The organism is Methyloterricola oryzae (assembly GCF_000934725.1).
In the GTDB taxonomy this organism is placed as follows: Bacteria; Pseudomonadota; Gammaproteobacteria; order Methylococcales; family Methylococcaceae; genus Methyloterricola; species Methyloterricola oryzae.
On record NZ_JYNS01000006.1, the window covers coordinates 131,677 to 158,394 of the forward strand.

The 26,718-nt window shown below is 62.5% G+C and carries 35 protein-coding genes; 31 read left to right on the forward strand and 4 right to left on the reverse strand.

Going from position 1 to position 26,718, the window contains the following annotated elements; translation table 11 throughout:
• Positions 1–420: 420 nt before the first annotated feature.
• From EK23_RS23120 to EK23_RS10290, 8 genes are all read left to right on the forward strand, one after another.
• The gene (locus tag EK23_RS23120) at positions 421–510 is read left to right on the forward strand and encodes a potassium-transporting ATPase subunit F (RefSeq protein ID WP_103557140.1); all 90 of its coding nucleotides are present in this window, start codon (positions 421–423) and stop codon (positions 508–510) included.
• Positions 510–2,315: a potassium-transporting ATPase subunit KdpA gene (gene kdpA / locus EK23_RS10260; RefSeq protein ID WP_045225259.1), complete on the forward strand. Its 1,806-nt coding sequence runs from the start codon at positions 510–512 to the stop codon at positions 2,313–2,315. Before EK23_RS23120 ends, kdpA begins: the two co-directional genes overlap by 1 nt.
• A 22-nt stretch (positions 2,316–2,337) precedes the next feature.
• A complete protein-coding gene (gene kdpB, locus EK23_RS10265) occupies positions 2,338–4,476 on the forward strand; it encodes a potassium-transporting ATPase subunit KdpB (protein WP_045225260.1) in 2,139 nt (712 codons plus the stop codon).
• 28 nt (positions 4,477–4,504) lie between these two features.
• The gene (gene kdpC / locus EK23_RS10270) at positions 4,505–5,080 is read left to right on the forward strand and encodes a potassium-transporting ATPase subunit KdpC (RefSeq protein ID WP_045225261.1); all 576 of its coding nucleotides are present in this window, start codon (positions 4,505–4,507) and stop codon (positions 5,078–5,080) included.
• 51 nt (positions 5,081–5,131) lie between these two features.
• A complete protein-coding gene (locus EK23_RS10275; protein WP_082054098.1) occupies positions 5,132–6,286 on the forward strand; it encodes a class II histone deacetylase in 1,155 nt (384 codons plus the stop codon).
• A 65-nt stretch (positions 6,287–6,351) separates the two neighbouring features.
• Positions 6,352–6,948 carry a GNAT family N-acetyltransferase gene (locus EK23_RS10280; RefSeq protein WP_045225370.1) on the forward strand — a complete coding sequence of 199 codons (597 nt, stop codon included), beginning with the start codon at positions 6,352–6,354 and terminating at the stop codon, positions 6,946–6,948.
• Between the two features lie 100 nt (positions 6,949–7,048).
• Positions 7,049–9,778, forward strand: a complete 2,730-nt coding sequence (locus EK23_RS10285; RefSeq protein ID WP_045225263.1) for a DUF4118 domain-containing protein — start codon at positions 7,049–7,051, stop codon at positions 9,776–9,778.
• Positions 9,779–9,781: 3 nt separating this feature from the next.
• The gene (locus EK23_RS10290; protein ID WP_045225264.1) at positions 9,782–10,477 is read left to right on the forward strand and encodes a response regulator; all 696 of its coding nucleotides are present in this window, start codon (positions 9,782–9,784) and stop codon (positions 10,475–10,477) included.
• Positions 10,478–10,494: 17 nt separating this feature from the next.
• Here EK23_RS10290 and EK23_RS10295 read toward each other — a convergent pair whose 3' ends face one another.
• The 4 genes from EK23_RS10295 to EK23_RS10310 form a co-directional block, all read right to left on the reverse strand.
• Positions 10,495–11,082 carry a hypothetical protein gene (locus EK23_RS10295; protein WP_045225265.1) on the reverse strand — a complete coding sequence of 196 codons (588 nt, stop codon included), beginning with the start codon at positions 11,080–11,082 and terminating at the stop codon, positions 10,495–10,497.
• A 275-nt stretch (positions 11,083–11,357) separates the two neighbouring features.
• Positions 11,358–11,522, reverse strand: coding sequence for a hypothetical protein (locus EK23_RS23920; RefSeq protein WP_200892138.1), 165 nt, complete (start codon positions 11,520–11,522; stop codon positions 11,358–11,360).
• A 27-nt stretch (positions 11,523–11,549) separates the two neighbouring features.
• A complete protein-coding gene (locus EK23_RS10305) occupies positions 11,550–12,026 on the reverse strand; it encodes a hypothetical protein (protein ID WP_045225267.1) in 477 nt (158 codons plus the stop codon).
• Between the two features lie 10 nt (positions 12,027–12,036).
• Positions 12,037–12,546, reverse strand: a complete 510-nt coding sequence (locus tag EK23_RS10310; RefSeq protein WP_327037047.1) for a (2Fe-2S)-binding protein — start codon at positions 12,544–12,546, stop codon at positions 12,037–12,039.
• Positions 12,547–12,844: 298 nt separating this feature from the next.
• Here EK23_RS10310 and EK23_RS10315 point away from each other — a divergent pair, with 298 nt between their 5' ends.
• From EK23_RS10315 to EK23_RS10425, 23 genes are all read left to right on the forward strand, one after another.
• Positions 12,845–14,059, forward strand: coding sequence for an IscS subfamily cysteine desulfurase (locus EK23_RS10315; protein ID WP_045225371.1), 1,215 nt, complete (start codon positions 12,845–12,847; stop codon positions 14,057–14,059).
• Positions 14,060–14,098: 39 nt separating this feature from the next.
• Positions 14,099–14,518, forward strand: a complete 420-nt coding sequence (gene iscU / locus EK23_RS10320; protein WP_045225269.1) for a Fe-S cluster assembly scaffold IscU — start codon at positions 14,099–14,101, stop codon at positions 14,516–14,518.
• Between the two features lie 14 nt (positions 14,519–14,532).
• Positions 14,533–14,949 (forward strand): iron-sulfur cluster insertion protein ErpA, encoded by a 417-nt coding sequence (gene erpA / locus EK23_RS10325; protein WP_045225270.1) that lies wholly within the window; start codon positions 14,533–14,535, stop codon positions 14,947–14,949.
• Between the two features lie 10 nt (positions 14,950–14,959).
• Complete coding sequence (iscA, locus tag EK23_RS10330; protein ID WP_045225271.1) at positions 14,960–15,283, forward strand: iron-sulfur cluster assembly protein IscA; 324 nt, start codon at positions 14,960–14,962, stop codon at positions 15,281–15,283.
• An 11-nt stretch (positions 15,284–15,294) separates the two neighbouring features.
• Positions 15,295–15,828, forward strand: coding sequence for a Fe-S protein assembly co-chaperone HscB (gene hscB / locus EK23_RS10335; RefSeq protein ID WP_045225272.1), 534 nt, complete (start codon positions 15,295–15,297; stop codon positions 15,826–15,828).
• Positions 15,828–17,693 carry a Fe-S protein assembly chaperone HscA gene (hscA, locus tag EK23_RS10340; protein ID WP_082054099.1) on the forward strand — a complete coding sequence of 622 codons (1,866 nt, stop codon included), beginning with the start codon at positions 15,828–15,830 and terminating at the stop codon, positions 17,691–17,693. Before hscB ends, hscA begins: the two co-directional genes overlap by 1 nt.
• Positions 17,694–17,719: 26 nt before the next feature.
• On the forward strand, positions 17,720–18,070 hold the full coding sequence (gene fdx / locus EK23_RS10345; protein WP_045225274.1) for an ISC system 2Fe-2S type ferredoxin: 351 nt from the start codon (positions 17,720–17,722) through the stop codon (positions 18,068–18,070).
• Between the two features lie 3 nt (positions 18,071–18,073).
• Positions 18,074–19,219, forward strand: coding sequence for a homocitrate synthase (gene nifV / locus EK23_RS10350; protein ID WP_045225275.1), 1,146 nt, complete (start codon positions 18,074–18,076; stop codon positions 19,217–19,219).
• Positions 19,220–19,252: 33 nt separating this feature from the next.
• Positions 19,253–19,591: a nitrogenase-stabilizing/protective protein NifW gene (nifW, locus tag EK23_RS10355; protein WP_045225276.1), complete on the forward strand. Its 339-nt coding sequence runs from the start codon at positions 19,253–19,255 to the stop codon at positions 19,589–19,591.
• A 68-nt stretch (positions 19,592–19,659) separates the two neighbouring features.
• Complete coding sequence (locus EK23_RS10360) at positions 19,660–19,986, forward strand: (2Fe-2S) ferredoxin domain-containing protein (protein WP_045225277.1); 327 nt, start codon at positions 19,660–19,662, stop codon at positions 19,984–19,986.
• Between the two features lie 11 nt (positions 19,987–19,997).
• Positions 19,998–20,468, forward strand: a complete 471-nt coding sequence (locus EK23_RS10365; protein WP_045225278.1) for a tetratricopeptide repeat protein — start codon at positions 19,998–20,000, stop codon at positions 20,466–20,468.
• Between the two features lie 97 nt (positions 20,469–20,565).
• Positions 20,566–20,859 (forward strand): ferredoxin, encoded by a 294-nt coding sequence (locus EK23_RS10370; protein WP_045225279.1) that lies wholly within the window; start codon positions 20,566–20,568, stop codon positions 20,857–20,859.
• 83 nt (positions 20,860–20,942) lie between these two features.
• A complete protein-coding gene (gene grxD / locus EK23_RS10375) occupies positions 20,943–21,281 on the forward strand; it encodes a Grx4 family monothiol glutaredoxin (protein ID WP_045225280.1) in 339 nt (112 codons plus the stop codon).
• A gap of 4 nt (positions 21,282–21,285) precedes the next feature.
• Positions 21,286–21,540 carry a BolA family protein gene (locus EK23_RS10380; protein WP_045225281.1) on the forward strand — a complete coding sequence of 85 codons (255 nt, stop codon included), beginning with the start codon at positions 21,286–21,288 and terminating at the stop codon, positions 21,538–21,540.
• Positions 21,541–21,928: 388 nt separating this feature from the next.
• A complete protein-coding gene (locus tag EK23_RS10385) occupies positions 21,929–22,132 on the forward strand; it encodes a hypothetical protein (protein WP_145998628.1) in 204 nt (67 codons plus the stop codon).
• Between the two features lie 65 nt (positions 22,133–22,197).
• Complete coding sequence (locus EK23_RS10390) at positions 22,198–22,431, forward strand: FmdB family zinc ribbon protein (protein WP_045225283.1); 234 nt, start codon at positions 22,198–22,200, stop codon at positions 22,429–22,431.
• A gap of 66 nt (positions 22,432–22,497) precedes the next feature.
• Positions 22,498–22,755: a hypothetical protein gene (locus tag EK23_RS10395; protein WP_045225284.1), complete on the forward strand. Its 258-nt coding sequence runs from the start codon at positions 22,498–22,500 to the stop codon at positions 22,753–22,755.
• Between the two features lie 13 nt (positions 22,756–22,768).
• Positions 22,769–24,472 carry an ATP-binding protein gene (locus EK23_RS10400; protein ID WP_045225285.1) on the forward strand — a complete coding sequence of 568 codons (1,704 nt, stop codon included), beginning with the start codon at positions 22,769–22,771 and terminating at the stop codon, positions 24,470–24,472.
• A gap of 12 nt (positions 24,473–24,484) precedes the next feature.
• Entirely contained in the window at positions 24,485–24,736 is a 252-nt protein-coding gene (locus tag EK23_RS10405; protein ID WP_045225286.1) for a hypothetical protein, read from the forward strand.
• A 36-nt stretch (positions 24,737–24,772) separates the two neighbouring features.
• A complete protein-coding gene (locus EK23_RS10410) occupies positions 24,773–25,450 on the forward strand; it encodes a fumarylacetoacetate hydrolase family protein (protein WP_045225287.1) in 678 nt (225 codons plus the stop codon).
• A 22-nt stretch (positions 25,451–25,472) separates the two neighbouring features.
• Complete coding sequence (locus EK23_RS10415) at positions 25,473–25,712, forward strand: hypothetical protein (RefSeq protein WP_045225288.1); 240 nt, start codon at positions 25,473–25,475, stop codon at positions 25,710–25,712.
• A 37-nt stretch (positions 25,713–25,749) separates the two neighbouring features.
• Positions 25,750–26,064 carry a hypothetical protein gene (locus EK23_RS10420; RefSeq protein ID WP_145998629.1) on the forward strand — a complete coding sequence of 105 codons (315 nt, stop codon included), beginning with the start codon at positions 25,750–25,752 and terminating at the stop codon, positions 26,062–26,064.
• A 10-nt stretch (positions 26,065–26,074) separates the two neighbouring features.
• On the forward strand, positions 26,075–26,701 hold the full coding sequence (locus EK23_RS10425; RefSeq protein WP_200892139.1) for a glutathione S-transferase family protein: 627 nt from the start codon (positions 26,075–26,077) through the stop codon (positions 26,699–26,701).
• Positions 26,702–26,718: the final 17 nt, after the last annotated feature.

Consider the following 26,718-nt stretch of genomic DNA (forward strand, 5'->3'; position numbering starts at 1 on the left):
TGTTTTCAAGGTCCAGTTTTGACGCAGCGGGCGGCGCCACTTCTCTTTAACGAATATACCCCTCACATTATCAAGCCGCTCCCACCCCATGCCGCTGAAAAACACGGGCGATTGGAACGCGCGGCTGACAGCCAGTCGTCATCCTGACTGGAGCCATACCAACCTGGTCTGCAGAGGCTCTGCCGCCTGACCAGGCATTATCCCTCTCCCACATCTGATCCTTTTTTACGCAATCTTTATCCGTCAAAGCCATCTCTTTACAGCCATTTTTCAACGGCTGTCTTATTCTGGCCCTACCGAGTTTCAGAGAGGCCACTGGCACCCTACCATGCTGGATATCGCATTCATCGGACTAACCCTTGTCCTGTTTGCCATCACGGGCGCCATCGCCGTGTTGTGCAATCTACTTTGGAGGCGGCAATGAGCCTACTGTGCGCAATGGGCGGCAGCCTTGCCCTGCTCATCTTCCTGTATTTGTTCTTCGCGCTGTTCTTCCCGGAGCGGTTCTGATGTCTGGCAGTAGCGTGCTGCAACTCTTGATCTACATGACAGCCCTGTTTGCCCTGGCAAAGCCGCTGGGCGTTTACATGGCGCGAGTCTTCCAAGGAGACTCCCCCCTGAATCGGGCTTTTGCACCCATAGAGCGCGGTTTGTATCGCCTGAGTGGAGTGAATTCCGAGCAAGAAATGCACTGGACCGCCTACGCCGCATCCATGCTCGTGTTCAATTTGCTTGGCGCGTTGACGGTCTACGCCCTGCAACGGATGCAGGGCTATCTGCTTCTCAACCCTCAGCATCTGCCCAATGTCAGCCCGGATTCGGCGTTCAACACGGCGATCAGCTTCGCCACGAACACCAACTGGCAAGGCTACGCGGGCGAGAGCACCATGAGCTATCTCACGCAGATGCTGGGGATGACGGTGCAGAACTTTGTTTCGGCGGCGACGGGCATGGCCGTCCTGGTGGCGCTCATCCGGGCCTTCACTCGCCGCAATGCGGACACCATCGGCAATTTCTGGGTGGACCTGACCCGAGGCACGCTTTATATCCTGCTGCCTCTATCACTCATCCTGGCTGTGATGTTGGCAGGGCAAGGCGTGGCGCAGACACTCCAGCCCTACGCAACGGCCGCCGTGGTTGCGCCGCTTACTTACGAGCAGACGAAGTCAAGTGCCGACGGTCAAGCCCTACTGGACGCCGCGGGTAAATCGTTGACGGAGAACGTCAAGGTCTCGGAGCAGACTATCGCATTGGGCCCGGTTGCGTCCCAAGTCGCCATCAAGCAGTTGGGTACCAACGGCGGAGGCTTTTTTAACGCCAACTCCGCGCACCCGTTGGAAAACCCGACCCCCTTCAGCAATTTTCTGGAAATGCTCGCTATCCTGCTGATTCCTGCCGCGCTATGCCACACCTTCGGCTCCATGCTGGGAGATTCCCGCCAAGGCTGGGCCATGCTGGCCGCCATGACTTTGGTGTTCATCCCCCTGGCCTTGTTAGAAATCCAATTTGAACAGGCAGGCAGTCCAATCCTCGCTTCGTTGGGATTGGAGATGAATCCAAGCCAACTGCAGAGCGGAGGCAATATGGAGGGCAAGGAAGCGCGTTTTGGCATCGTCAATTCGGCCATTTGGGCTGTGGCCACCACCGCCGCATCCAATGGGTCCGTCAACGCGATGCATGATTCCTTCACAGCCCTGGGCGGTCTGACTCCCATGTGGCTGATGCAATTGGGCGAAGTCATCTTTGGCGGTGTGGGCTCCGGTCTCTACGGCATGATCGTGTTCGCCATCGTCGCTGTTTTCGTGGCCGGTCTGATGATCGGGCGCACGCCCGAGTATCTGGGCAAGAAGATCGAGGCCTTTGAGATGAAGATGGCATCCATCGTTATCCTGGTACCGCCTTTGCTGGTACTTGGTGGCACGGCGCTCGCGGTCACCCTGGAACTGGGCAGAGCCTCGATTTTCAACCCAGGTGCTCACGGCTTCAGTGAGGTGCTCTACGCCTTTTCCTCGGCCGGCAATAACAACGGCAGCGCTTTCGCCGGGCTGTCCGCCAATACGCCGTTCTATAACCTCGTATTAGGCATAGCCATGCTGATTTCCCGCTACTGGCTGGCCGTGCCGGTCCTGGCCATTGCGGGATCTTTGGCGGCCAAGAAGATCGTGCCCGTGGGGCCCGGTACCCTGCCCACCCATACGCCGCTATTCGTTGCCCTGCTGATTGGGACGGTGCTGATGGTAGGCGCCCTCACCTTCGTGCCGGCATTGGCGCTGGGACCCGTGGCGGAATACCTGGAAACCGCCGGTACTCCATAACGCATCGCGAAACCAGACGCCCATGAGCCGAAAGCACACGCAGACATCACTGGCCAATCCCGCCCTGCTGCAACAAGCCCTGATCGATGCCTTCCTCAAACTGTCGCCCCGGCAACAGTGGAAGAATCCGGTCATGTTCGTGGTGTACCTCGCCAGCCTGCTCACAACCGGCCTTTGGCTGCAGGCCCTGAGCGGATCGGGTGAGGCGCCGCCGGGATTTATCCTGGCTATCAGCTTGTGGCTGTGGTTCACGGTGCTCTTCGCCAATTTCGCCGAGGCCGTGGCCGAAGGCCGCAGCAAAGCCCAGGCTGCCTTCCTGCGCAGCGCCAAGCGAGACATCGCCGCCAAGAAATTGGACGAACCGCGTTACGGCTCCAATTACTCGAAAGTCGCCGGCTCGAGCCTGAGACGCGGCGATGTGGTTCTGATCGAAGCGGGCGACTTCGTGCCCGGCGACGGCGAGGTGATCGAGGGCGTCGCGTCGGTGGATGAGAGCGCCATTACCGGAGAAAGCGCGCCGGTGATCCGCGAATCCGGCGGCGACTTCAGTTCCGTTACCGGAGGCACGCGCGTACTGTCCGACTGGCTGGTCGTGCGCATCACCGTCAATCCCGGGGAAACCTTCCTGGACCGCATGATCAATATGGTCGAGGGCGCCAAACGACAGAAGACGCCCAATGAAATCGCACTGACCATCCTTCTGGTGGCCCTGACCCTGGTTTTCCTCATGGCGACGGTAACGCTCCTGCCGTTTTGCCTGTATGCGGTGGAAACCTCGGGCGCTGGAAAGCCCATCACCATCACGGCTCTGGTCGCCTTGCTGGTCTGCCTGATCCCCACCACCATCGGCGGTCTGTTATCAGCCATCGGCGTGGCCGGAATCGGCCGCATGATGCAGAAGAATGTCATCGCCACCTCCGGCCGCGCCGTGGAGGCAGCCGGGGATGTGGACGTGCTGTTGCTGGACAAGACCGGCACCATCACCTTGGGCAACCGACAGGCTGCCGCGTTTCTGCCGTTGGCAGGCGTGGCCCAGCAGGAACTCGCGGACGCCGCGCAACTGGCCTCGCTGGCCGATGAGACTCCGGAGGGCCGCAGCATCGTGGTGCTGGCCAAGAACAAGTACGGAATGCGCGAACGGGACATCCAAACCCTCGGCGCAACTTTTGTGCACTTCAGCGCGCAGACAAGGATGAGCGGCGTGACTCTCCCTACGGTCGGAGAGATTCCGGGAAAAGCCCGAACGTCTACCCAGCCTCCCAATGGGAAGGGGGAAAATGTTCGTCAGATCCGCAAAGGCGCGGCCGACGCCATCCGCGGCTACGTCGAGGAACAGGGCGGGCGATTTCCGGCGGAATTGCAAACGCTGGTCAATGACGTGGCGCGGCGGGGCAGCACGCCTTTGGTGGTGGCCGAGGGCCGAAACGCCCTCGGCGTGATCGAACTGAAGGACATCGTCAAAGGCGGTATCAAGGAGCGCTTTATCGACCTGCGGCAGATGGGCATCAAGACCATCATGATCACCGGCGATAATCGCCTCACCGCCGCGGCCATCGCCGCCGAGGCGGGCGTCGACGATTTCCTTGCGGAAGCAACTCCGGAAGCCAAGCTCAACCTCATACGCCAGTACCAGGCGGAAGGCAGACTGGTCGCCATGACCGGCGACGGCACCAATGACGCGCCCGCCCTGGCCCAGGCCGACGTGGCCGTGGCCATGAACAGCGGAACCCAGGCGGCCAAGGAGGCGGGCAATATGGTGGACCTGGATTCAAACCCCACAAAGCTGATAGAAATCGTGGAAACCGGCAAACAGATGCTGATGACCCGTGGTGCGCTCACCACATTCAGCATCGCCAACGACGTCGCCAAATATTTCGCCATCATCCCCGCGGCCTTCGCGAGCACCTATCCGGCGCTCAACCTGCTTAACGTGATGCATCTCGCCACCCCCTCCAGCGCCATTCTATCGGCTGTGATCTTCAACGCCCTGATCATCATCGCCCTGATTCCCCTGGCCCTCACGGGCATCCGCTATAAACCGGTTGGAGCCGCCGCCCTGCTGCAAAACAACCTGCTGATCTACGGTTTGGGCGGACTCGTCGTGCCCTTCATCGGCATCAAGCTCATCGACACCAGCTTGCACATGCTGGGCCTGTTCTGAACCCGCCAGTGCCCGTCCGGGGAATGCCATGCAAACGCTCATCAGACCGGCGGTAAGCCTTTTCATCCTCCTCAGCCTCATCACCGGCGTTCTCTATCCAGGAATCGTGACGCTGCTTGCTCAGGTGGCTTTTCCAATCGAGGCCAATGGCAGTTTGATACGCGATGACCAGGGTACGGTGGTCGGCTCCGCGCTGATTGGACAGTCATTCACCGACCCGAAATATTTCTGGAGCCGGCCATCCGCCACCGCGCCGTATGCCTACAATGGCGGCGCCTCCGGCGGATCGAACCTGGGCCCTTCAAATCCGGCGCTGAAAGCAGCCGTCATGGCGCGCATCGACGCCCTGCGCAGGTCCGATCCGGGCAACGAGGGCAGAATTCCCGTGGACTTGGTGACCGCATCCGGCAGTGGCCTGGACCCGCACATCAGTCCCGCCGCCGCGGACTATCAGGTCGGGCGGGTGGCCCGGGCTCGCAAGCTGCCTAAGGCCAAGGTCGAAGAGTTGGTCCAGGCCCACACGGAAGCCCGAACCTTTGGCGTGCTCGGCGAGCCCAGGGTGAATGTCCTGCAGTTGAACCGGGCTTTGGATGCCTTGCGCTGAAGACGACGCGAGGGCAGTATCAGCGGCTATGCAACAGCCTATGTCCATGCCATGAACGACGGAATGGAAGTCGGTTTCGTCTACGACGAGCGCTTTCTTCAGCACAATCCGGGGCTGGAGATGTTTCCTGGCGCAACAGGTCCAGTGCCAACGCCTTTCGTGGAACCCGTGCTGCACCCGTCCAACCATCGCCTGGTGATGCGGACCAAGCATCTCATGGATCTCTCGGGCCTCATGAAACACGTGAGACTGATCGAGCCGAACCCCGCCACGCCTGAGCAGCTCGCACGTTTCCACACGCCCGAATACATCGAACATGTCCGTCAGTTGTCACTCCAGGGCCAGGGGGACGCTGGCGAGCACGCGCCAGTGGGACCGGGCAGCTTTGATGTCGCCCTGCTCGCTGCGGGCGGGGGTATCTGCGCCGTCGATGCCATACTGCGGGGGCAGGTACGGCGGGCTTACGTGAACTGCAGGCCGCCCGGCCACCATGCCTTGCCGGACCGGGGCATGGGCTACTGTCTGTTCAACAACATCGTGATCGCCGCCCGACACGCGCAAAACGCACACCAGATCAGGCGCATTTTGGTAGTCGATTGGGACGTGCACCATGGCAATGGAACGCAGGCGGCCTTTTATCACGATCCGTTGGTGCTTTTCGCCTCCATTCACCAGGATGGGCTCTACCCCGATGACGACGGCCTCCTCCAGCAAACGGGGGGAGCAACGGCCATCGGCACCACGGTCAATATTCCCTTGCCGGCCGGTTGCGGTGACGCGGCCTACCGGGCTGCCTTCGAACGCATCCTGCTCCCTGTCGCAAGGGAATTCCGCCCGCAGCTCATCCTGGTTTCGGCGGGTCAGGACGCCAGCACCATGGACCCAGAGGGGCGGATGTGTCTGAGCACCGAGGCCTACCGTTGGATGACCGCGGCCCTGATGGACTTGGCAGACGAACTGTGCGAAGGACGCCTGATTCTGCTGCAGGAAGGCGGGTACTCGGAAACCTATGCGCCGTACTGTACGCTCGCCATCGTCGAATCGCTCACAGGCATACGCACCCGAATTCCGGAGCCCCTGGATCCTGAAACGCTGCGCGCACGCCCGGACATCCTGAACATAAGCCCCGGCGCAGAAGCCGCTTTGTGCGCCGCAGAATCAGCCCATGCCGCTCACTGGCCGGTGCTTGCCCGAGGCCCCGGCTAAGAAGCGCATCGGTGATATGATGCATAGGCCCTGTTACGGCGTCTCCGCCTGCAGCATTGCGAACCATGACCGAACGCACACCCGAAACTGAAACAGACCAAGATGGCGAGCCAGAACTTCGCGTCCGCCGCATACACCGGCGCGACCTGAACCGCGCCTGGGAATTTCTCAAGCTGGTCTTCCGGGACGTCAACCGCGAAACCGTGGAATACCAGCGTCCGCGCCTCAAGCAGCACTTTTTCGATATCTACGAGAAAGATGGCATCGAGCAACTGGTGTTCGAACTGAAAGTCGGCTCCAAGCATGAACTGGTGGGTTACGTGGAGTTCGCCTACGAGATCGTCGGCTCCGATAACTGGATGAACCACCGTTACTTCGCCAAGCGCGAAATGCGCCCGCTGTTCGTGGAAGAAATCGCGGTGCACCCGGCTTATTCCGGCATGGGCATCGGCACCTTCATTTTCGAACAGATCGAGCATGCGGCGCGACTGCGCGGCTGCACCCACATCGTGCTGGAAGTCGCGGAGAACAATGAACGGGCTCTGAAGTTCTACCGCAAACGCAGTTTCATCAAGCTGGACGCGGCCATCTTCCTGGCAAAGAAGCTCGACGTCCCGGACGAATTGCTGAAGCCACGCAAGATGCCGCTGAGAAAGTCCTAAAGTCGGGCCGGCGTGTTCGTCTCCTCCAATTTGACGGCATTTTTACGCCCTCACGCATAAACTGGCCACGGAAGCGTCGAGATGAGCGAAACGTGCCCCGATGAATGATGAACGCCCCGACCCCGACGCGCTGCTGGCCCGCGTCCAGCGCGATACTGCCAAGGCCTGCCGAGGCCGATTGAAAATCTTTTTCGGCGCCGCCGCCGGTGTAGGCAAGACCTACGCAATGCTGCTGGCCGCCCGGGAGCGGCGTGCCGAGAACATCGACGTGGTGGTCGGGCTGGCCGAGACCCATGGCCGCAAGGAGACCGCCGAGTTGCTGGAAGGGCTGGAGACCCTGCCCACCCGCGAGGTCGAATACCGTGAAACACGGCTCAAGGAATTCGATCTCGACGCGGCGCTCAGGCGCAGGCCCGCCATCATCCTAGTGGACGAGTTGGCGCACACGAATGCGCCGGGTTCCCGCCATCCCAAGCGCTGGCAGGACATCTACGAATTGCTGGAAGCCGGTATCGACGTCTACACCGCGCTCAATGTCCAGCATCTGGAAAGCCTCAACGACGACATTGGGCAGATCTCCGGCATCCGCGTCTGGGAGACCGTGCCGGACACAGTGTTCGAAAACGCCGACGAGGTGGAACTGGTGGACCTGCCGCCGGACGAGTTGCTGGTCCGGCTCAAGGAAGGCAAGGTGTTTCTGCCGCAGCAGGCGCAGGACGCCATCAAGCATTTCTTCCGCAAGGGTAACCTGATCGCCCTGCGCGAACTGGCCTTGCGCCAGACCGCCAGTCAGGTGGACGCTCAGATGCTGACCTACCGCGCCGATCATGCCATACGCGATGTGTGGCAGGTCAGCGAACGGGTGCTGGTCTGCGTGGGCCCCAGCGCCTTGGGCGAACGCCTGGTGCGGGCCGGCAAGCGCCTGGCCACGGGACTGCGCGCCGATTGGATCGCCGTCTACGTGGAGACACCGCAGTTACAGCGGCTGCCGCCGGAGCGACGCGATGCGGTCCTGCGCATCCTGCGCCTGGCCGAGCAGCTGGGTGCGGAGACCGTCACCCTGAGCGCCCCGGAAATGGGCGAGGCCATCATCCGCTTTGCCCGCGCCCGCAACATCACCAAGATCGTCATGGGCAAGCCCAGCCGGCGGGGTTGGAGGCGCTGGCTCATGGGTTCCGTGGTCGATACCCTGATCGGCCACGCCCACAACATCAACATCTATCTGTTGGGAAGCCCCCAGGGGGATCCGGCGGAAAGAGATCTCTATCTGGCCCGCAAGCGGCCCACGCCCGGACTCATGGACCGCCTGGGGCCGCGCCAGAAACGGCGCTACGTCGGCTATCTCTGGGCCATCGGGGTCACCCTGCTGTGCACCGTGCTCGCCAGGCTCATGTTCGGCCGCCTGGAACTGGCGAACCTGGTGATGATCTTCCTTCTCGGCGTGGTATTCGTCGCCACCCGCTTCGGACGTGGGCCGTCCATCCTGGCATCCATCCTCGGGGTTGCCATCGTCGACTTCCTCTTCGTCAGCCCTTATTTCACCTTTTCCGTCGAAGACACCCAGTACCTGGTGACGCTGGTCGCCATGCTGGTGGTGGCCATGCTGATCAGCAACCTCATGGCCAACGTGCGCTCCCAGGCCAAGGTGGCGGCGCACCGGGAGCGCCGCGCCATGGTCCTTTACGCCATGACCAAGGAAATGGCCACCGCCCAGACCGAGGATGAGATCGTGCGCACGGCGGTGCGCCACCTGCACACCGAGTTCGGCAGCCGCACTGTCGTCCTCCTGCCGGACGCCACGGGCCGTATCCGATATCCCAACGATCGCCCGATGGCCGAATCCCTGCTCGGAGCCGACCTCAGCGTCGCGCAATGGGTCATGGACCACGACGAGATGGCCGGGCAAGGCACCAACACCCTGGCAGGTTCCAGCGCGGTTTACTTCCCCGTGAGCACCGGCGACACGGTGCTCGGCGTGATGGCGCTGTTGCCCGTCAACCTGCGGCGCATCTTCCTGCCGGAACAGCGAAAACTGATGGACACCTTCCTGCGCCAGATCGCCCATGCCCTCACCCGAGTAAGGCTTACCGAACAGGCAAGGTCGGTACAATTGCAGATAGAGACCGAAAAACTGCGCAACTCCCTGCTCAGTTCCATTTCCCATGACTTGCGCACCCCCCTGGCCACCATCGTCGGCTCGGCCAGCACCCTGGCGGAAGACGGCGGCACGCTGGAGGCAGACGACCGCATCGAACTGAGCCGAGGCATCTACGACGAGGCCCAGCGCATGTCCAACCTGGTGAACAACATCCTCGACATGGCGCGCCTGGAAGCCGGCGTGGTGGAACTGAACCGGCAATGGCACCCGCTGGAAGAGGTCATCGGCAGCGTTCTCACCCGGATGCAGAAGCGTCTCGCCGACCGTGAACTCAAGGTCCGACTGCCGCCTGGCATCCCCATGATCCACGCGGACGCGGTGATGATCGAGCAGGTGCTGGTGAACCTGCTGGAAAACGCCATCCGCTACACGCCCGCGGGCAGTCCGCTGGAGATCATGGCCGAATCCACGCCGTTCACCGTAGAGATTTCGGTTGCCGACCGCGGCCCCGGCATACCCAAGGGACGGGAGGAAAAACTGTTCGAAAAGTTCTACCGGCTGCAGCCGGAGGCATCCCAGAGCGGCGTCGGACTCGGACTTCCCATCTGCCGGGCCATCATCGAAGCCCATGGCGGCAGCATCCAGGCTCGCAACCGCGCCAGCGGCGGCACAGTCTTCTCCATCATCCTACCCGCCGGCGCCAACCCGCCGAGCCTGGATCAGGAGGAATGAATCGTGTCAGGCCTGAGCCCGGTCGTCGTCGTCATCGAGGATGACCCGCCCATCCGCCGCTTCCTGCGCACGGGACTGCGCAGCCACGGCTTCGAGGTGTTCGAGGCGGGCACCGGACGGCAGGGTCTGGTGGAAGCGGAAGTGCGCAAGCCCGACCTGGCCATCGTGGACCTTGGGCTGCCGGACATGGACGGCGTGGATGTGGTGAAGGGCATACGCGTCTGGTCGGACCTGCCCATCATCGTCCTGTCCGCCCGCAGCGCCGAGCAACACAAGATCGAGGCGCTGGACTCAGGCGCCGACGACTACCTGACGAAACCCTTCGGGCTGGGCGAACTGCTGGCGCGGATGCGCGTCGCCCTGCGCCACGCAGCCCGGGCGCCCGATTTGCGTCAGAACGAGGTATTCAGCACCGGCAGCCTCTCAGTGGACCTCCTCAACCGCTGGGTCCGCCTGGACGGCGCAGAGATACATCTGACACCTATCCAGTTCCGCCTGTTGTCAGTGCTGGTGAAGAACGCCGGCAAGGTGCTCACGCACCGGCAAATACTCAAGGAGGTATGGGGGCCGTCCTACACCGACAACGCCCATTACCTGCGCATCTACATGAGCCAGTTGCGCCAAAAGCTAGAGGCGGACCCCACCCGGCCGCAGTTTTTGCTCACCGAAACCGGGGTCGGTTACCGCCTCCGGGTGTGAAGTATCCGCCGCGCTTCTCAGTTGGCGGAACGGCGGCTGGCTCCGCGCGTGCCGCCGAACAGCAGGCGGGCGGTGTATTCCTCCTCCCGCTGCACGATGGTTTCGTTGTTCAAGCTCTTCAAGCTCTTGACCAGCACGCTGCCTTCGCCGGGGAAGAAGTAGATCTTGCGCGGATAGACATCCAGGATGTTCTTGGCAATGATCGGTATCTTGGCCCTGGCCAGATAGTCCTGCACGAATTTCGCGCTGCTGAGCCCGGCATTCTTACTGCCGATCAGGTTGAGGACATTGCCGCCGCCAAAAACCTTCGCCTGGAGACGCTGCATGTCGGCACCGAGATCCAGCAACTGGGAAATCAGCGCGTCCATGGCCGCCACGCCGTAATCAGACACCGATTCGGCCATGTCGCCCTCCTTGCCAAAATTGGGCACCATGAACTGGCTCATGCCGCCCACCCGCGCCTCGGGATCCCAGATACAGACAGCGACACAGGAACCGACAACGGTTACCAGCAGTTTTTCTTCAGAGCAGGCGATGTACTCACCTGGCCTTATCTTGACGGCTTCCAGGGCAAAACGGGGGTCGAAATACCAATCGGGCTTCATGGGCGTATACCGTGCGTTATAGGTCTGATCCTTACTATGCAGTAACCAAGCCAAAAATGCATCCCCTTGGAGAATCCGGGATCGAACTCGGGCCTACGCACTGATTGTAAATTACGCTGACAGCACCCCACTAAGTATGACTACCGGTACGCAAGGGCTCAAAGCCGCCTCATCCGGCCGGGATAGGGCTGTTACGCCCCAATTGTGTGCAGTTGGGCACCACTGAAGGCGGCGGCTCGGACCGCCATAGGGACATGGCCCGGATTGAATTCAGATCATTCCCGCATATCCGGCGACAGGATCACCTCATCCGGTATCCCATCGCCATTGGGCTGCAGATCAACGCCCCCGATCAGGGCATAGCCATTATCCCCCTCGTACAGCACGACCGCCTCGGCGGGCATTTGCGACAGGGCCTGCATCAGCTGCCCTACGGTCATGGCAGGGCCATGGTCCGGCAACCGACCTCACAAATCATCCGAGATGACCTCCATGGCTATCAGCTGCTCGCGCAGCGCCATGTGTGCATGAAAGCCGTCATACACATCGTAGATGGGATCGCTATAAAGGGCGTTGGAGGCAGACTGATCCGACAGATACACCCGACACGCCTTTAAGCCATCCGCCACCGCGGCCACACAGGCTTCGAACTCGGTCACCGGCTCGGCCACATAGGCGCCTGGCTCGAACAAATAATCGGCCCGAAACAAGGGAGTATCCCACCCAAAGGTTTCCGCAGCGGCGAAAATGCCCGGCAGGGCTGCCCGCGCCTCGGCGGAGTCCGGCGTCAAACCTTCCGCCGCCAGCAAAGCCTTGGCACTGCCCTCCGCATACAGGACGTCATCCCAAGTGCGGGCGCGCACTTTGCGCACGAAGTCATCCTGATCGAAGGCAAACCAGGCGCGGGGACGGGTCTCTTGCGGTATTTCCACCACGTAGATCATGGGCCCTCCCTCAGGAACCAACGGTACTGGAGGCCGGCTCTCGCGCGGTCTTTTCGCCTAGGCCGGCGGCGGGGTGGAGGATGCGCCGAACGCGGCCTCCTGCAGCCACGTGGCGCCTCGTTTCTGGATGCTTCCGCTCGCGCAGGTCCGCACGGACTGCAACGCCCTCGGATGCGGCGAGCGTCCCGGTCCTCTGCAGGAGATCACGGATGTCTGGGCCGCACTTACCACAGCCGGTGCCAGCCTTCAAACAGCTGGCAATTTCCTTGCGCGTGCAGAGCCCCCGCTCGATAGCCTCGCAGATCTGGGATTCCGTGACGCCCTTGCAGATGCATACGTACATAAATGACCCCGGTGGGTTCGAAGAATGATTCTCAACGAGTGAAGCATGCCCCGTGCCAGAGCCGGCCGGCCACCGCGGCATTCGGCAAAGCCCTTGAACGGCGGGGTGCACAACGATAGCGACAGGGATCAGAAGACAATCAGGATTTGTAGGAAACCTGACAATGCCCGGCGACATGTCGCGATGTCCACGGCCAAGCAGCCGGTCCGCGCCCGCTTGCCCCCGTCTATAACAAGCCCAGCAATAACCCTTTAATCAATGTGGCGAAATGGTGCGAAACCGTCCCGACCACTGCATTTTGTTGAAAACAAGACAAACAGGACAATCCAGAAACAAGGAAAACCTCACGCTATTTCAGTACCTTAACGACTTGGCGCACCATGGCCCGAGACTTGCTTCGTTAGGATCAACACGCCCAGGACCCCGTTGTACGGCCTGCGGCAACGACCGAATGCAAAACTCGGAGAGCATGCTCATGAAGTTACCGGTTTACCTCGATTATTCCGCCACCACCCCCGTGGACCCGCGCGTCGCCGAAAAGATGATCCCGTTTCTCACCGAGAACTTCGGCAACCCGGCCAGCCGCTCCCACGCATTCGGGTGGACCGCCGAGGAAGCCGTGGAGAAGGCGCGCGAGGACGTGGCGAAGCTGGTCAACGCCGACCCTAAAGAGATCGTCTGGACCTCCGGGGCCACCGAATCCGACAACCTGGCCATCAAGGGCGCCGCCGAGTTCTATGCGACCAAGGGCAAGCACCTGATCACCCTCAAGACCGAGCACAAGGCCGTACTGGACCCCATGCGCGAACTGGAGGCCCAGGGCTTCGAGGTCACCTACCTGGACCCGCTCCCCAATGGCCTGCTGGACATGGCGGCGCTGGAAGCGGCGATCCGCCCGGACACCTCGCTGATCTCCATCATGCACGTCAACAACGAGATCGGCGTGGTGCAGGACATCATGGCCATCGGGCAGCTTTGCCGCTCCAAGGGCATCATTTTCCATGTGGACGCCGCCCAGTCCACCGGCAAGGTGGAGATCGACCTGCAGAAACTGCCGGTGGATCTCATGTCCTTCTCCGCCCACAAGACCTATGGCCCGAAGGGCATCGGCGCGCTTTATATCCGCCGCAAGCCGCGTGTCCGCATCAAGGCGCAGATGCACGGCGGTGGCCACGAGCGCGGTATGCGCTCGGGCACCCTGGCCACCCATCAGATCGTCGGTATGGGCGAAGCCTTCCGCATCGCCCGCGAGGAGATGGCCGAGGAGTCCGCGCGCATCCGCAAGCTGCGCGACAAGCTGCTGGCCGGCGTCCAGAACATGGAGGAGATCTATGTCAATGGCGACCTGGAACAGCGCGTGCCGCACAACCTGAATGTCAGCTTCAACTACGTGGAAGGCGAGTCCCTGATGATGGCCATCAAGGATCTGGCGGTATCCAGCGGTTCTGCCTGCACGTCCTCCAGCCTGGAACCTTCCTACGTGCTGCGCGCCTTGGGCCGCAGCGACGAACTGGCGCACAGCTCCATCCGATTCAGCATTGGCCGCTTCACCACCGAGGAAGATGTCGACTTCGCCGTCTCCCTGATCAAGACCGCGGTGGAGCGCCTGCGTGACATTTCCCCCTTGTGGGAAATGTTCAAGGACGGCATCGACATCAATTCGGTCCAGTGGGCCGAGGCCGCGCACTGAGCACTTCGACCATTCCGCCACCACCCCAGGAGAACACCCATGGCATATAACGAGAAGGTCATTGACCACTACGAGAACCCCCGCAATGTCGGCTCCTTCGACAAGGAAGAGGATGGCGTGGGCACCGGCATCGTCGGCGCGCCGGCCTGCGGCGACGTGATGAAGCTGCAGATCAAGATCAACGACGAGGGCGTCATCGAGGACGCCAAGTTCAAGACCTACGGCTGCGGCTCCGCCATCGCCTCCAGCTCCCTGGTCACCGAGTGGGTGAAGGGCAAGACGGTGGAAGAGGCACTCGCCATCAAGAACACCGAGATTGCCGAAGCCCTGGCCCTGCCGCCGGTGAAGATCCACTGCTCGGTGCTCGCGGAAGACGCCATCAAGGCGGCGGTTTCCGATTACAAGGCCAAATCCAACGTCGCCGAGGAAGGCTACGACATCTGCAAGAGCGCGGCATAACCCGAGGAATCATCATGACCACCACCGCCCAAGACATCACCCCCGTCCAGGATCTCACGCCGCCGGGCCCGGCCGTGTTCTTCACCAGCAACGCGGCGCACAAGGTGAGCGAGCTCATCGCCGAGGAAGGCAATCCGGAGCTCAAGCTCCGGGTCTATGTCTCCGGCGGCGGCTGCTCGGGTTTCCAGTACGGCTTCTCCTTCGAGGAGGTGGCCGGTGAAGACGACACCAGCGTGATCACCGACGGCGTGACCCTGCTGGTCGATCCCACCAGCCTGCAATACCTGGGTGGCGCGGAGATCGACTACCAGGAAGGGCTGGAAGGCTCGCGTTTCGTCATCAAGAACCCCAACGCCAGCTCCACCTGCAGCTGCGGCAGCTCCTTCTCCATGGAAGGCAGCGGCTCGTCCTGTTCCACCGCCAGCAACTGAGGAGGTCACGATGGCAGTTACCCTGACCGAAAAAGCCGCCACACAAGTACAGAAGCACCTGAGCGCCCGCGGCGCCGGTTACGGGCTGCGCTTGGCGGTCAAGACCTCGGGCTGCTCGGGTCTTGCCTACACCCTGGAGTTCGTGGACGAGCCGGCGCCGGAGGACCAGACCTTCGAAAGCTTCGGCGTCACGGTGCTGGTGGACCCCAAGAGCCTAGCCTACCTGGAAGGCACCGAACTGGACTTCGTGCGGGAAGGCCTCAACGAGGGCTTCAAGTTCAACAATCCCAACGTCAAGAATGAGTGCGGGTGCGGCGAGAGCTTCAACGTCTAGGATCGGTACCCATGACCTCGGCTGCCAGCGCCAACTTCTTCGAGCTGTTCCAGATGCCCGCGACCTTCCGGCTGGACCTGGGCCAGCTGGACCGTCACTACCTGGAACTACAGAGCCGGGTGCATCCGGACAAGGCGGCGCACCTGAGCGACACCGAAAAGCGGCTGTCGCTGCAATGGGCAACCCTGGCCAATGAGGCCTACCAGACCCTGAAAAAGCCCCTGGAGCGGGCCCGCTACCTGCTCAAGATCAACGGGGTGGATACCCGCGAAGAGGACAACACTGCCATGCCTACGGAATTCCTGCTGGAACAGATCGAATGGCGCGAGGAAATCCAGGAGGCCGTGACCCTGCGCAATACCCACGCCATGGACAGACTGGCGGCGCGCCTGAAATCGGAGACGAACCAGTTGTTCGACTCCCTGGGCACGCTGCTTGACGACGAACGGCAACATCCGGCTGCGGCGGTCATCGTCCGCCAGTTGGCTTTTCTGGAAAAACTCGGCCGCGATCTCAATGATGCGATGGCCGCACTGGAGGACTGATGCTGCTGCAAATTTCCGAACCCGGCGCCGCCAAGGTCAAACCGGTCCGCCGCCTCGCGGTGGGCATCGACCTCGGCACCACCAATTCTCTGGTCGCCACCGTCAATGACGATGGCAGCACCCGCGTCATCACCGACGCCAAGGGCCGCGCGCTGCTGCCCTCTGTGGTGCGCTACCACGCCGACGGCGAAATCGAAGTCGGTTTCGGCGCCAAGCTCTATCAGAGCGAAGATCCCGAAAATACCTTCGTCTCCGTCAAGCGCTACATGGGCCGCGGCCTCGCCGACGTGAGCGCCCGGCACGACGCCCCCTACCGCTTCGCCGACAGCGACGGCATGGTGCAGTTCCACACCGTGGCCGGCCTGATCAGCCCGGTGCAAGTGTCCGCCGAAATCCTCAAAGCCCTGCGCACGCGCGCCACGGCGGATCTGGGTGGCGAGATCGCAGGTGCCGTCATCACCGTGCCCGCCTATTTCGACGACGCCCAGCGCCAGGCCACCAAGGACGCCGCCAAGCTGGCCGGCCTTGAAGTGTTCCGCCTGCTCAACGAGCCCACCGCAGCCGCGGTCGCCTACGGGCTGGACCAGGGCGCGGAAGGCACCTATGCGGTCTATGACCTCGGCGGCGGCACCTTCGACATTTCCATCCTCAAGCTCACCCGCGGCGTGTTCGAGGTGCTGGCCACCAACGGCGACCCGGCCTTGGGCGGGGATGATTTCGACCATGCGGTGTTCGATCACATCGTGGCGCAGAACGGCTTTGGCGAACTGTCCATCATCGACACCCGCCGCCTGCTGAGCTCTGCACGGGAAGCCAAGGAGCTGCTGTCCGATAACGAAGCGGTGGAATTCCACACCGAACTGGCCAATGGCGCGGTGGCAACGGTTTCCATCGACCGAGAAACCTTCACCCGGATCACCGAAGCCTTGGTCAAGAAGACCCTGAGTCCGGTACGCAAGGCGCTGCGCGATGCGGGCCTATCGGTGGACGAGATCAAGGGCGTGGTGCTTGTAGGCGGAGCGACCCGCATGCCGGTGATCCGCGCCGCCGTCGCCGAATACTTCCAGCAGCAGCCCCTCACCGACCTGGACCCGGACAAGGTGGTGGCCATCGGCGCGGCCATGCAGGCCAATCTCCTGGCCGGCAACCGCGGTGGCGACGACTGGCTGCTGCTGGACGTGATCCCCCTGTCCCTGGGCATCGAGACCCTGGGCGGACTGTCCGAAAAGATCATCCAGCGCAACTCCACCATTCCGGTGGCCCGCGCCCAGGAATTCACCACCTGGAAGGACGGCCAGACCGCCATGAGCATCCACGTGGTGCAGGGCGAGCGCGAACTGGTGAGCGAATGCCGCTCCCTGGCCCGCTTCGAACTGCGCGGCATCCCGCCCATGGTGGCGGGCGTGGCCCGGGTCCGCGTCACCTACCAGGTGGACGCCGACGGCCTGCTCAGCGTCTCGGCGAAGGAACAGACCAGCGGCGTCGAATCCCACATCGAGGTCAAGCCCTCCTACGGCCTGCAGGATGGCGAAATCGCCCGCATGATTGAGGACTCATACGCCCACGCCAAGGAAGACCTGGAGGCACGCCGCCTGGCCGAGCAGAAGGCCGAATCCGAGCGCCTGCTGGAAGCCACAGAATCCGCCTTGCAGGACGATTCCGGCCTACTCTCCGCGAGCGAGCTGGCCACCATCGAGGCCTCCATGCAGAGCCTGCGCGACGCCTTGAACGGCACCGACTGGGAAGCCATCAAGAAAGCCGCGGACCACCTGAACGAGGTCAGCACCGAATTCGCCGGACGGCGCATGGATTACAGCATCAAGACCGCCCTCACCGGCCAGAAAGTGGACGCCCTCGGCGTGTGACGACCGCAAACCCAAACGACTGAACCATGCCGAAAATTACCGTTCTTCCCAACGCCGAACTCTGCCCCGAAGGCGCGGTCATCGACGCCAAGTACGGCCAGAGCATCTGCGACGCCCTGCTGCATGCCGGCATCGAAATCGAACACGCCTGCGAGCACTCCTGCGCCTGCTCCACCTGCCATGTGGTCGTGCGCGAAGGCTATGAATCCCTCAACGATCCCGACGAGGACGAGGAAGACATGTTGGACCGCGCCTGGGGCTTGCAGGCCACTTCGCGCCTGTCCTGCCAGGCCGTGCTCAGCAAGGCCGACGTCACCGTCGAGATTCCGCGCTACAGCCTCAACCTGGCGAAGGAAGGGGCGACCAAGAAGGCCTGAGCCATGCATAGCACCATCACCATCAACGACACCACCCTGCGCGACGGCGAACAGACCGCCGGGGTCGCCTTCACCGCCGAGGAAAAGCTGGCCATCGCCCGCGCCCTCTCGGACGCCGGCGTGCCGGAGATGGAGGTAGGCATACCGGTGATGGGCGCGGAGGAACAGGAGGTGATCGCCGCCATCGCAGCACTCAAACTTCCGTCCCGGCTCATGGTCTGGGGCCGCATGTGCGAGGCCGACCTGAGGGCGGCAACGGGATGCGGGGCGGACCTGGTCAACCTGTCGGTGCCGGTGTCCGATATCCATCTTCAGCACAAGGTGGGCCGGCCGCGCGCCTGGGTGCTGGAGACCGTCACTCGCTTCGTCCAGGCGGCTCTGGAAACCGGCATGGATGTCTGCGTCGGCACCGAGGACGCTTCCCGCGCCGACATGGATTTCCTGCTGCAGGTGGCGGAAACCGCTCAGCGGGCGGGCGCGCGGCGCCTGCGCTTCGCCGACACCCTGGGCATCCTCGACCCCGTGGCTACCTTCGAGCGCATCCAGAAGCTGGCGCAGGCGGTGGACATCGAAATCGAAATGCACGCCCACAACGATTTCGGACTGGCCACGGCCAACACCCTGATGGCGGTGCGGGCCGGTGCGACCCATGTGAACACCACGGTCAACGGGCTCGGCGAGCGCGCCGGCAATGCCGCCATCGAGGAAACGGTGATGGCCCTGCATCAGCTTTACGGCCGCGAGACCGGCATCGCCCCCAGCCGCTTCCCCGCCATCTCGGAACTGGTGGCCCGGGCCTCGGGCCGTCCCATCGCGCCCAACAAGAGCATCGTCGGCGATGCGGTGTTCACCCACGAGGCCGGCATCCACGTGGACGGCCTGCTCAAGAACGTCCTCAACTACCAGGGCGTGGACCCGCAACAACTGGGCCGCGAGCACCGGCTGGTGCTGGGCAAGCACTCCGGTTCCCACGCGGTGGTGCGCAGCTTCAAGGCCTTGGGCATCGAAATCAGCGAAGCGGACGCCGCCCGCGTGCTGACACGCATCCGGCGCCACGCCAGCCAGAACAAGCGCCCGCCCAGCGACCAGGAGCTGCGGCTGTTTTACAGCGATGCGGCCACCCAGGACCGACCCGGCCTGTTCGGCTGAATCCCCCCCTTTCCCCACGCATAGGCACGCGCTATGAATCCAATCCTGCAACGCATTCAGAGCTTCTCCGCCGCCGAGGAATTCCTCGACTTCTTCAAGATCGAGTACGAGCCCAGCGTCGTCCACGTGAATCGCCTGCATATCCTCAAGCGCTTCAACCAGTATTTGTCGCGCAATCCGATCCCGGAGGACGCCGATGAAACCAGCGCCTTCGAGACCTGCCGTCAGTATCTGACCCAGGCCCATGACGACTTCGTCAAGTCCACCGCCGCCGACGAGAAAGTCTTCAAGGTCTTCCAGGATCAAAGCAGCAAGAGCATTTCACTGGACAGCATGAAGATCAGCCTCTCCACCCGGGGACAGAAGGCCTGAAGCCAGGAACCGAAGCGGCGGGAGCCGATAAGCAAACCAAATTCAACCGATAGACCCAGGAGTTATCGATGCCAAAACCCAGCAAGCACGTGTTCGTCTGCACCCAAAGCCGCCCGCCGGGCCATCCCCGCGGTTCCTGCGGCCAGCAGGGCAGCACGGCGGTGTTCCAGACCTTCATGCAGCAGTTCGACCAGGGACAGCTTTACGGCCAGTTTGCCCTGACGGGGAGCGGGTGCCTGGGCACCTGCGATTTCGGGCCCACGGTGCTGGTCTACCCCGAAGGCGTGATGTACACCAAGGTGAAGCCGGAGGACGTGCCGGTGATCATCGAGCAGCACCTCAAGGGCGGTGAGCCGGTGGAAAGCCTGCTGGCGCCGGCCGCGGTGTGGAGCTAAGCAGGTCCGCCATGGAATCCACCCGCGCCTTCTACGCCGGCGAGTTGCCGCCCAAGACCAGCGCCTTGCTGGATGAGGCCATGAGCCTATACGGCGACACGGAGCGGGCCGAGTCCCTGCTGATGCAGGCGCACCGGGAGGACCCGGACGCCCTGCCGGTGTATTTCTCCATGTACAAGTTCTATTTCTACAAGGGACGCCTGCAGGACGCGGAGCGGGCGGTACGCCAGGCCCTGGAAACCGCCGCCCGGCTCGGCGGCTTTTCGCCGGATTTCCGCGACCTGCGCCCGGAAACCACCAACTGGACCCATCACGACGGGCCGGCGCATTTCTACCTGTTCTCCCTCAAGGCCTTATCCTTCATCAGGCTGCGCCAGGGCGACAAGGCTGAATGCGAGGAACTGTTGGGCAAATTGAACGAACTGGACAAATCCGACAGCGTCGGCGGCTCCGTCATCGGAGCGTTCGCTGCCGGGGTATGAGTTCTTTATAGAACACGGGGCATCGTACCGGAACCGGCCGTCAAGCCGGCCACGAGCCCCGAACTTAAACCTAGAAACCACCAGGAGTAAGCTAACTATGTCGACCTTAACCATCCTCCCATCCGGCAAGTCCATCAACGCGGAAGTGGGAAAAAGCCTGCTGGAACTCATCCAGGCGGCTGGAGTAGAAATCGAGAACAATGGAAAAGGCAGCGACCACATTTTCGTACAGACCGGGCGCAAGAGTGTTTCCAAGATCGCGGCTGAAGAGAACGCCAAACTGGACACCATGGTGGGCGTAGGCTCCAAGTCCCGCTTGGCCAGCCACGCCACTGTGACCGGTGAAGAGGATATTACGGTCGAAGTGCTGGGCTTTTCCTCCGGCCTGTGAGTCCAAGACCGGTACAGCATTTCAATTTTTCGAAATTGCGGGGCCGGACAACTCCGGCCCCGTTTTAGCAGGGGAGTCCCACCATGAGCAGCATCGAAGACACCATTCGCGACCAGATCGCCAACCATCCCGTACTGCTGTACATGAAAGGCGTGCCCGACATGCCGCAATGCGGCTTTTCCGCGAAGGCCGTGGCCTGCCTGCAGTCCACCGGCGTACCCTTCGCCTATGTGAACATCCTGGCCGCGCCCCAGATCCGCGAAAAGCTCCCGAGCGTTTCGCAGTGGCCGACGTTCCCGCAGCTCTTCGTGGGGGGCGAACTGGTGGGCGGCAGCGACATCGTCGACGAAATCCACCGCAAGGGTGAATTGAAGCCCATGCTGGACACCGCGGTGGCGGCAGCCACCCCGGCGGCAGAGTAAACCCATGGAAATCGCCGAAGTCCGCCAAATGATCGAGGCCGGCCTGCCCGGCTGCGACCTGACCGTCGAAGGCGAGGGCTGCAGCTTTTCCATCGTGGTGGTCAGTGATGCCTTCGATGGCCTCTCCCCCGTCAAGCGCCAGCAGAAAGTCCTGTCCACGGTCAGCGAGCCCCTTTCCACGGGCGCCCTGCACGCCATCAGCATGAAGGTCTACACGCCCGCCGAGTGGGCCCGGGAACGGCCGGCGACCGTCGGCTGAGACCCACAACGCCATCCACACTCGCAAAAGCATCTTAGGCGGCGCCCGCTACTGGCGCCGTGCCCCGTCCAAAGGACCTGCTACGCAGCTTCCGACTAGAGATCCTTCACCAATCTGGGGCAGTCTGCCCAAGCATGTAAGAAATGCGACAAGTCAGCGGTTTTCGTGCACGCCTAGGAATCATCAATTCCTCGAAGACCAGGCTTAAGAAACGAAAATAGACTTTAAAGATCAATATGTTGATCGCAACCATGCGCCGACACAAGGACCAGAGAGCGAGTGGCACGGTAGCTGCTTTTTGATCTTCGAGGGCACGCGCGGGCATCCGGAGAACCGGATGCTCCTCCCGCCAGGGCCAGGCTTGTCAAACCTTCACGGGGACACCACGATGAAACTGACCACGACCATCAGCCGCCTTTTGAAAGCCATGCGCCGTCTTGCCCTGGGGCCGCATCCGGCCAACCAGGACCGCAGTGTGAGCTACCGGTTCCACTGGGACGAGTCGCCCAGCCCGGGTAGCTACCGCCGAAGGGATGGACTGAGGCCTCTGGAACTCAGGATCCAGGAGCGTACCCGGCGCCATCGAGACTAAAAGGCGCGCCACTCAGGCAGGTCAGCCCCCCTCAGGCACAGACCAACCGCAAACAAGGTATAGCGATGCCACTTTACGATTTTCACTGCAAAGACTGCGACAAGACCTTCGAACTGCTGATCAAGATTTCCGACACCCCCGTGTGCTCCGAATGCGGCGGGACGAATCTGGAAAAGCTGGTATCGAAACCGGCACCACCGGCGCAAACCCCCGGCATCGTGGCAAAAGCCAGGGCGCAGGCGGCGAAGGAAGGCCATTTCAGCAATTACAAACCGTCCGAACGACCCCGCACCCGCTGAACGCCCGGGACGCACTTTTGGCCAGGCAAGCGGTGGGTACGGATAGCAACTTCGCGACCCGGGGCGATGCTTGATTCGCGCACCTTCAGCGCCAAGGAGGCCTTGAGCCTGCTGGGCAAGAAAGTCCGCGCCAGCCTCAGGCGCAGCGAAGTGCCCGCGGGCGCCGCGGGACGCGTGATCCGCGTAAGGCGAGGTGGACGCTGCGCCAGTGGCTTCAGCGTCGGCATTCAGTGGCAGGGTCAGGAGGGAACCGAGGAACTTACCAAGGCGGAATTCGAATGCTACGTGGCCCTCGAACCCGCCAACGATTCAACCGAAACATGAAAGCGAGCAGGCGATGAAGCTCCAGATCGAACGGCAGTACGTGGAAGCGATGGTGGAAGAGTTCCCCGGACTCGCCCCGCTCAAGGACCAATTGCGCTTCGGCAACAAGGCCGAAGTGGCTTTCACCCAACTGGCCAATGCCGAGGTCGTCTTCCTGCGCAATCTCTACGAGGAAGGGGGCCCGGAGATGCGCGCCCGCGCCGCCCACCTGGCAACCCTGCAGCAGGCCCTGAACGACGACGGCACCCGTTTTCAGGCGGACGAACTGGAAATGCTGGTGCCCGCCATCGCCCGCTACCTGGCCAAGGATGCCTTGCGTGGCTGGCTGTTCAGCGCCCAGGTCACTGGCCGCCCTCTCCCCTACGTACTCACGCGGCTGGACTACACCCCGGCGTCCAACGACGAGACCGGCAAGGTCTTCCTGGAACTCAAGGCCAACGCCAAGGCCACCATCGCCACCTTGACCCTGCGCATCAGTTCCAGCGACATCGTCGATAAAACCGTCGGCGAGATTTTCGCCGCCAAGGGCTTCCTGAAGGAAACCCCGCAACTGATCGCCGCCTACGACGCGACGGTGGAGAAATATTTCGATTGGCGCGCCCGCTACGGCGGACAATTCTCGGGCCAGGGCATCGGCTTCTACGCGGAGGATCCCGCATCGACCCACCGCAATACGGACTGGGCGCGCAAGGATGTGGTCGTTCTCTCCTCCAGCGGCGGCAGCGCCCGCCTGGTAAATGACGAGAGCATACTCACCAGCCGCGCCCTGACCCTGGATGCGCCCGGCGATATCCTGGGGCCTTATCTGCGCAAGGCGGCCAAGAGCAATCACTACGAAGCCGAGGACGAGGTGCTGGAGACCCAGGAAGCCCTGGCCAAGGACCTGTTCACGCAACTGCCGGTGCATGCTTTCATCCTGATGTTCCACCTGGACCTGCACCATTACATCTGGGTGCATGTGGAGGATATCGAGCCCTATGAATACAAGCCGGCGCTGAAGCAGAAACTGGTGCTGCCGGAGGAACAGACCGACCTCATCGACATCCTCACCGCCGAGATGGACGTACTCATGGACGACATCGTGGCCGGTAAGTCAGGCGGCACCACGGTGCTGTGCGCGGGTCCGCCCGGCGTGGGCAAGACCCTGACCGCCGAGGTTTATTCGGAGATCATCCAGCGCCCCTTGTACCGGGTGCATTCCGGCCAGCTCGGCCTGAACGTGGCAGCCATGGAATCCGCTCTCAAGGACGTGTTGACCCGGGCGCAGCGCTGGGGCGCGGTGATGCTCATCGACGAGGCCGACGTCTACATCAAGCGCCGCGACGACAACATGACCGCCAACGCCGTGGTGGGCGTCTTCCTGCGGGTGCTGGAATACTTCAATGGCCTGCTGTTCCTAACAACCAACCGGGTGGACGATATCGACGAGGCCATCGTCTCGCGCTGTATCGCCCTGATCAAGTTCAACCCGCCGGACGCCGAGGCGCGGCACAAGATCTGGTCGGTGATGACCGAGCAGTTCGATCTTTCGGTCAGTTCCGGCCTCATCGACCAACTGGTGGAACTGTTTCCGGACGCCACGGGCCGCGACATCAAAGGCCTGGCCAAGCTGGTGGCCAAGTACTGCTCCCACAAGCAGACCTCGCCCACGGTGGATGTATTCAAGCGCTGCTCCATGTTCCGCGGCATGGACATCGGCGGGCCGGGCCTTCACTGAGGAGAGCACAGGGTGTCGCAGAGTTTCGTGGTGGCGGAGATGAACACCCACCATTTCATGTTCCGGGGAGCCGGACGCAGCCGCGAGCAGGCGCGTGCCGCCCTCCTGGGCGCCTGGACCCGTCACCGGGACGATTTGCTGGCCCGCTTTCCCGAAAGATCCGGGTCGATTCCAGCAGCCGAGCGCATGGAAGAGCATTTCAATATCCACTACCTGGAATTCGATCCGGACGCGGGCTACCGCGACGGCGAACGCCTGGTGTGAGCACCCAGACCATCACGACCCATGACCCCGAACCCCATGAATTTCGCTTTTGCACCTGCTCCCATCGTCAGCCTGGAAGCCATGTCCAGCCGGCCGTTTCCGGTGCGCCGCATCTTCTGCATCGGCCGCAACTACCCGGGGCCTGACGGCGCGGCCGAGAAAGGCACCGAACCGGTGTTCTTCATGAAACCGCCCGGCGCCATCGTGCAAAACAACTCCACTCTGCCCTATCCGCCCGGCACCGAGGCGCTGGTCCCGGAAGTGGAAATGGTGGTGGCCCTGCACAAGGGCGGCCGCAACATCCCCGCCGACCGGGTGGACTACGACTACGTCTTCGGCTACGCCGTCGGCCTGGACATGACCCTGCGCGATGCCCTGGATGCGGCCCTGGAAAAGGGCCTGCCATGGGAAAAGGCCAAGGCTTTCGACCATTCCGCCGCCTGCACCGCCATCACCCCGGAGTTCTACGCCGGCAACATCGCTTCCGGGCTGATCGAACTGAAGGTGAACGGCGAAGTGCGGCAGAGCGGCAATGTGTCCGACATGCTGTGGAAGATACCCGAGACGGTGCATTACCTGTCCACGCGCATGGAGCTGTTTCCGGGCGACCTCATCTACACCGGCACACCAGGCAACGCCGGACCGGTGAAATCCGGCGATGTGCTGGAGGCCTCGGTGGCCGGCCTGGAACCCCTGATCATCACCATCGCTTGAGCAATCCATCCGGGAGGAAGTCATGCACATCACCACCATCCTGGTGAACGACATCCCCAAGGTCGCCGTGCGACCCAACGACCGCAAGGCATTGAGCCGCTTCCTTCGCAACGGCGGCAAATATCTCAGCGGGGGCGTGCCGGACGCCACCATCACCCACCGCGACGCCGACGAGACCGAGGCCGCGCGCTGGCAGTCGGCCCTGGCCCTGCACCTGGCCTGGGGCGGCAACGAGGAAGATTTCTTCGGGGTGCCGCTTTAGGCCCCGCCACGAGTCATACGAACCCTAAGGAGACAGCATGTCAGCCGTTATGAGCAAACCCGAGACTCCCGCCGTCGTTTACAGCTTCGAGGGCGCGCACGCCCATCTCGCCACGGAAAAGGACATCGCCTTCGCCATCACCCAGGCCAAGGAGGTGTTCGAGCGCAACGAGGTGGACCCGCTGGCCTGCGCCGCCGCCATCGCCAAGATGGAAGGCGACGAACTCCTGACCCGCGAAGAAGCACTGCTCTGCGTCATCTGGGACGAGGCCGAGGAAGCGGCCTTCAAGGCCCTGACCATCGGCTGGCTGAGCCGGGACGTGGACATCATCCTCAAGGTGACCCCGGCCTGATCCGATGGCCATGAAGTTCTACATGGCGCCGGGGTCCTGCACCACCGGCATCCATATCCTGCTGGAAGAATTGGATCTGGCTTTCGAGGTCTACATCGTCAACCTGCCGGCCGGGGACCATCTCAAGCCGGACTATCTGGCGATCAACCCGAAATCCACCATACCGACCCTGGTGCTGGACGATGGCAGACCCTTGACGGAATTCCAGGCCATCGCCTGGTGGCTGGCGCGCAGCTACCCCAAGGCCAGGCTACTGCCTGAAGATGCCGTGGGGGAGACTTTGGTGCTGGAAACCATGGATTACGTGGTGCAGACCCTACATGGACAAGGCTTCGCCCGCATCTTCGCGACGGACAAATTCGCGCTCCGGCCTGAGGATCACGAAGCCATCAAGGAACAGGGCCGGCAAATCGTGGCGAAGGGCTTCGCCATCCTCGATTCCGTGCTGGCGGGAGGCTCCTACCTGACGGGCGCATTCTCCATCGCCGACGCCGCCCTGTTCTACGTGGAGTTCTGGGCGGACAAGCTCGGGATCGAGCTGCCGCCCAACTGCCAGTCCCACTTCCGCCTCATGCTATCCCGGCCCGCCGTGCGACGGGTGCTGCGGGAAGAGGGCTATCACAGCCTGGTGGCCTGAACCGAAGGAAACACCCT